Source organism: Roseateles sp. (assembly GCF_044373315.1).
Classification (GTDB): Bacteria; Pseudomonadota; Gammaproteobacteria; order Burkholderiales; family Burkholderiaceae_C; genus JACDQM01.
Genome location: NZ_JBILQK010000160.1, coordinates 1 through 5,068 on the forward strand (window position 1 = coordinate 1; position 5,068 = coordinate 5,068).

Genomic DNA, 5,068 nt, shown 5'->3' on the forward strand with positions numbered 1-5,068 from the left:
TCTCGCCGCCCAGCAGACCCATCAGCACCGCCGGTGAGCTCTTGTAGGGCACGATCAGCGCGTCGATGCCGGCCTCGGCCTCGAACAGCTTGGCCGCCAGATGCTGGGTGCTGCCGACGGCGATCGTGCCTATGCTTAGCTTGCCCGGGCTGGCGCGGCCGGCATCGATCACCTGCTTCAGCGTGCTGTAGCGTGACTTCGCCGAGGTGAAGACCCCCAGGTCGAAATAGCCCAGGGTGGACACCGGCAGCAGGTCCTTCTGCACGTCATAAGGCAGCTTCTTGAACAGGTTGACGCTGACGGCATTGGCATTGCTGATCAGCAGCAGCGTGTGCCCATCGGGCTTTGCGGTGGCCGCGGCCTGCGAGGCCACGATGCTGCCGGCGCTGGGCTTGTTCTCGACAACAATGGGCTGGCCGAGCGTCTTGCTCATCGACTCGGCAACCGCGCGCGCTGTCACGTCGGCGATCCCGCCGGCGCCGAAGGGCACCAGCAGCGTGATCGGCCGTTCCGGGAAGCTGGCTTGCGCGATGGTGCTGCCGGTGCAGGCGGCCAGCACGAGTGCGGCCAGCGCGCTGCGGCGCGATACAGGGGGCTTGAACATCCGTGCAATCTCCTACATCAGAAACGGTGGCGCAGGCCCAGCACGATACCGGTCTGCGAGCCCTTGGTGCCCATGAAGGCGGGCTTGGCGTAGCCGCCGCCTACCTTGTTCTCGTCCAGCACTGCATAGACATCGCTGCGCTTGGAGAAACGATAGTTGGCCGTGACCCATGTGAGCTGCCGCTTGCCGGCCAGCGCCGCGCTGCCGCTCTGGCGGTCGTTGTAATGCGCCAGGCTCAGCGTGATGGCGGGGCTCAACTCGTAGTTGAGTCCGGCGGTCCAGGCCTTGTTGACCTGGGCGCTGACTTCCGAGTCGCGCTGCATCAGGCCGCCGAACAGCTGCAGCGAGCTGTTGAGCTTGTAGTTGCCGCCGGCGCCGATGATCTTGCGCTTCTCGTTGCCGGCCAGGTTCTCCATCTGCTGTACATAGGCGCCCAGTGCCAGCGTTGGCGTGGCATAGCCGGCACCGAGGGCCCAAGAACCGTTGGCGCTGCTGCCCGGCACTTCGCCTGCCGTGTGGGTAGCGCTGAACTCGATGCCGGCCGCGCGCAGGTCCACGCGCAGCACATTGTCCTGGCGTGCGACGTGATGGCTGCTGAACAACGAGTGCGCGGTGCTGTTGGGATTGCCCAGCGGCTGGAAGCGCGCCGCGATGCTGTGCGCCAGCGTGTACTGGCGGCCCGCCGTCAGGCCCCAGGTCTGGCTGCGTAGGCCGATGTGGATCTCGCGGCCCCAGAAGCGCGGGTTGGCCTGGTTCTGGCCGTAGTCCGCCGTGGGCGTGCCTTGCAGCGAGGTGCCGCTGCCGGGCTCGAAACCGGACTCCATCGTGAACACCGCGCTCAAGCCTCCGCCCAGGTCTTCGCGGCCGCGAAAGCCCAGCCGGCTGCCGGTGAAGATGCCGTCATCCATGCTGCGCAGCGTGCCACGGCTGGCGCTGGCATTGTTGGCCTGGCGCATCGCGGCATCGATCAGGCCGTAGACCGTCACAGTGCTGGCGGCGGGCGCGGTCTGTGCTGCGGCAAGGGTGCTGGCAGCGAGCAGCAGTACGCTGCTGCCCGAGGTGATCAGGCGGCGCGTGCAGTTCTTTGTCATCGGTGTGTCTCCTTCGTTGTTGTCATCAGGGCATGCAGCGGCTCAGCCGGGCTTGCGTTCCGGCGGCTTGGGCTGCAGTTGGGGGCTTAGAAGCTGTGGGTCTGACCCGGCGTGGCGACGATCACGGTCACCGCGTGGCCAGTGCCTAGGGCATCGGTGAATTCCTTGGGCGTGCCCTTGGCCAGCGGGTTGGCGCCGTAGTGCATCGGGATCACGTAGCGCGGCTTGAGCATGTCGGTCACGGCATAGGCGGCATCCACCGGGTCCATTGTGAAGTTGCCTCCAATCGGCAGCAGCGCCAGGTCGGGCTTGTAGCGCTCGCCGATCAGGCGCATGTCGCCGAACAGCGCGGTATCACCGGCGTGGTAGATGCGAAAGCCGTTCTCCAGCTCGATGATCCAGCCGATCGCTTCGCCGCCCACATGGGTCTCATCCTTGTCGGTGGTCGGGTTGCGCCAGACCAGCTCGGACGAATGCTCGGCGCGCACCGCCGTGATCTTGATGCCCGGTGCGGCCACTACCGTGCCGCCCTTGTTCATGCGCGGCAGCAGCTTGGCGGGCAGCAGGCCCAGCGTCGTCGCGGACTGGTTCAGGCCACCGGGCGCGCGGATCGGCGTGTCGTGCAACAGCGCAAGCGCCGGCGCATCGGCGAAGTGGTCCCAGTGCCCATGCGTGACCAGCAGCACGTCCACCTTGCCGAGCTTGTCGAGTTGCTTGTACTCGGGCGGCGTCAGCGGGTTCATGCGCAGCCAGGGGTCGGTGATGATGGTCTTGCCGCCCGGCGACACGATCTTGAAGGCCGCCTGGCCCAGCCAGGTGACTTCGACCTTGGCCGGTGCCGCGCTCTGTGCAGACGCGAAGCCCGCCGCGGCGGCCAGGGTCAGAGTGAGAAGGGTCTTGAGTGCATTCATGGCGTGCTTCCTTCAGCGGGGAAATCAGTCGGGCCTGACATTGCCGGCCCTGATCACCTCGGCCCAGCGAGGAATCTCCTTGGCGATCAGCTCGCCATAGGCCTTGGGGCTGGTCGGCGTCGCGAGGGCGCCTTCGGCGGCGAGCTGCTGCGCCACACCCGGGTCCTGCAGCGCCTTGTTGATGGCGGCATTCAGACGCGCCACAACGGCGGTAGGCGTGGCGGCCGGTGCGACGAAGCCATACCACTGGTCGGCCTCGAAGCCGGGGTAGCCGCTCTCGGCCACGGTGGGTACATCTGGCAGCGCGGCCAGGCGTTGCGGGCTGGAGACCGCCAGCGCCCGCAGCTTGCCCGAGCGGATATGCGTCAGCACCGTGGGCGCGCCGGTGAAGGTGGCGTCCACCTGGCCGCCGATCAGGTCATTGATCGACGGCGCTGTGCCGCGGTAGGGAATGTGCAGCATGAAAATCTGGGTCTTCAGCTTCAGGTACTCGAAGCTGATGTGGGCCGCGCTGCCGTTGCCGCCCGAGGAATAGCTGAGCTTGCCGGGCCGGGCGCGGGCATAGGCCAGGAACTCCTTGAAGTTCTTCACCGGCGCATTGGCATTGACCACCAGCACATTGGGCACGCGGGCCACCCAGGCCACCGGCGCGAAGCTCTTTAGCGGGTCATAGCCCAGCTTGGGATACAGCGAAGGGTTGACCGCCAGCGTGCCGATGTGGCCCATCAGCAATGTGTTGCCATCGGCCTCGGCCTTGGCAGCTTCGGTCGCCCCGAGTGAACCTCCGGCACCTGGCTTGTTATCGATCAGTAAGGCCTGACCCTGCGACTGCGCCAGCTTGGCGCCAACGGCGCGCGCCAGGATGTCGGTGGTGCCGCCCGGCGGAAAGGGCACGATCACGCGCAGGGTCTTGCTTTGCTGTGCCCAGGCGGTCGGCAGGGCGGCGGTGCCGATTGCGGCCAGCAGCAGCTGGCGGCGCAGCGAATTCAAAGCGGGGTGGTCAGGCATCAGGGCGTCTCCAGGGGATTGCTTGTTGTTCATCGATCAGGGCCGGGTCGGGCGCGGCTCGGCGGTCTCGGGCGGCAGCGTGCCGCGCAGTCCGGCGCGCCGAGCCGCCTGCTCGACGCGCCCTGCGCGGCTGGCCCATTGCACGAACTCGCCCAGCCATGGAAGGACTTCGGCGCGGCCCTTGGGCACGGCGATAGCCAGCGTTTCCTGACCCCAGCGCTCATCCAGCACGCGCGCACCGGCCACGCCATCAGCCATCTCGAACAGGATGGCCTGGTTGGTGGCTAAAGCGTCCAGGCTGCCGGCGCGCAGCATCTCGGCCGCTTCCTTCAGCGAGGGCGCTGCTACCAGGCGTGCCTGCTTCAGTTGCCGGCCCAATGCAGCCTGTGAACTGCTGCCTTCGCTGACGCCGATGCGCATGCCGGGCCGGTCCATATCGCCCAGGCGTTGGATCGGGCTGGCCGGCAGCACCAGCAGGCCCAGGCCCAGTCGGACCACGGGCGGGCTGAAGTCCACCAGCGCGGCACGCGCGGCGGTGGCATTGGTGATCGTCATGTCGACCTCGCCGCGCTGCACCGCGTCCACCACCTGGGCGACGCGCTGGTAGCGCTGCAGCTGCACCGGGCGGCCGATCTGACGGGCCAGTTCCTGACCCAGCTCGACCGTGAGGCCGCGCTCCTGTCCGTCCTGCAGCACCAGCGAAGTCGGGCTGCCGGGATAGACGCCGACGCGCAGCGTGCCGCTGGGCGCCAGGCTGTGCCGCACGGCCTCCGGCGCTGGTGCCGCTGCCGGCGCTGCTGCTGCTGATCCAGCCCCGCTCGCCGGTGGCGTGCCACAGCCGGCAACGAACGTGCTGGCCAGCAGCGCAGCGATCAGCCGCCGCTGCGGGCTGAAGAGGCTTGTCTTCATCGCTGGGTGCCTCAGTCGGGCTTGATCTGCGCGGCGCGGATCAGGCGCTCGTAGCGCAGCTTCTCGCTCGCCACCAGCTCGGCAAACATCGCGCGCGATCCCGGCAGCACCTCGCCGCCGGCGGCGCTCAGGCGCTCGCGCAGCTCGGGCGTGGCCAGCGCACGCTGCACCTCCTGATGCAGGCGGGTCACCAGGGGCTCCGGCATCCTGGCCGGCCCGATCAGGCCGTACCAGACCGAGGACTCGAAGCCCGCGAAACCCGACTCGGCAATGGTCGGCACTTCGGGGAACAGCGCCGAGCGCTTGTTGCTGAACACCCCGAGCACGCGCAGCTTGCCGGCGCGCACATGGGGCAGCACCTCCAGCGCATTCACCGCTACCAGCTGGATGTGGCCGGCGACCACATCGTTCATTGCCTGGGCGCCGCCTTTGTAGGGCACATGGTTCAGCTTGATGCCGGCGGCACTTTCGAGAAGCTCGGTGGCCAGGTGCGGCGTGGCGCCGTTGCCGGGCGAACCATAGGTGATGGTGCCCGGGCTGGCCTT

6 protein-coding genes are annotated in these 5,068 nt (G+C 68.0%); all 6 read right to left on the reverse strand.

Features of this window, described 5'->3' with window-relative positions:
* On the reverse strand, nucleotides 1-604 hold a 604-nt coding region (locus ACIQ67_RS19420; RefSeq protein WP_397536020.1), incomplete at its 3' end, for a Bug family tripartite tricarboxylate transporter substrate binding protein.
* 17 nt (nucleotides 605-621) lie between these two features.
* Complete coding sequence (locus ACIQ67_RS19425) at nucleotides 622-1,695, reverse strand: porin (RefSeq protein ID WP_397536021.1); 1,074 nt, start codon at nucleotides 1,693-1,695, stop codon at nucleotides 622-624.
* Between the two features lie 86 nt (nucleotides 1,696-1,781).
* On the reverse strand, nucleotides 1,782-2,606 hold the full coding sequence (locus tag ACIQ67_RS19430; RefSeq protein WP_397536022.1) for a metal-dependent hydrolase: 825 nt from the start codon (nucleotides 2,604-2,606) through the stop codon (nucleotides 1,782-1,784).
* Nucleotides 2,607-2,630: 24 nt separating this feature from the next.
* Entirely contained in the window at nucleotides 2,631-3,614 is a 984-nt protein-coding gene (locus tag ACIQ67_RS19435) for a Bug family tripartite tricarboxylate transporter substrate binding protein (protein ID WP_397536023.1), read from the reverse strand.
* Nucleotides 3,615-3,650: 36 nt separating this feature from the next.
* A complete protein-coding gene (locus ACIQ67_RS19440; RefSeq protein ID WP_397536024.1) occupies nucleotides 3,651-4,523 on the reverse strand; it encodes a transporter substrate-binding domain-containing protein in 873 nt (290 codons plus the stop codon).
* Between the two features lie 11 nt (nucleotides 4,524-4,534).
* A partial coding sequence (locus ACIQ67_RS19445) for a Bug family tripartite tricarboxylate transporter substrate binding protein (protein WP_397536025.1) occupies nucleotides 4,535-5,068 on the reverse strand: 534 nt, incomplete at its 5' end.

Coding starts and splice junctions, on each gene's coding strand:
- ACIQ67_RS19425 (WP_397536021.1), bottom strand. CDS start 1,695: ATGACAAAGAACTGCACGCGCCGCCTGATCACCTCGGGCAGCAGCGTA.
- ACIQ67_RS19430 (WP_397536022.1), bottom strand. CDS start 2,606: ATGAATGCACTCAAGACCCTTCTCACTCTGACCCTGGCCGCCGCGGCG.
- ACIQ67_RS19435 (WP_397536023.1), bottom strand. CDS start 3,614: ATGCCTGACCACCCCGCTTTGAATTCGCTGCGCCGCCAGCTGCTGCTG.
- ACIQ67_RS19440 (WP_397536024.1), bottom strand. CDS start 4,523: ATGAAGACAAGCCTCTTCAGCCCGCAGCGGCGGCTGATCGCTGCGCTG.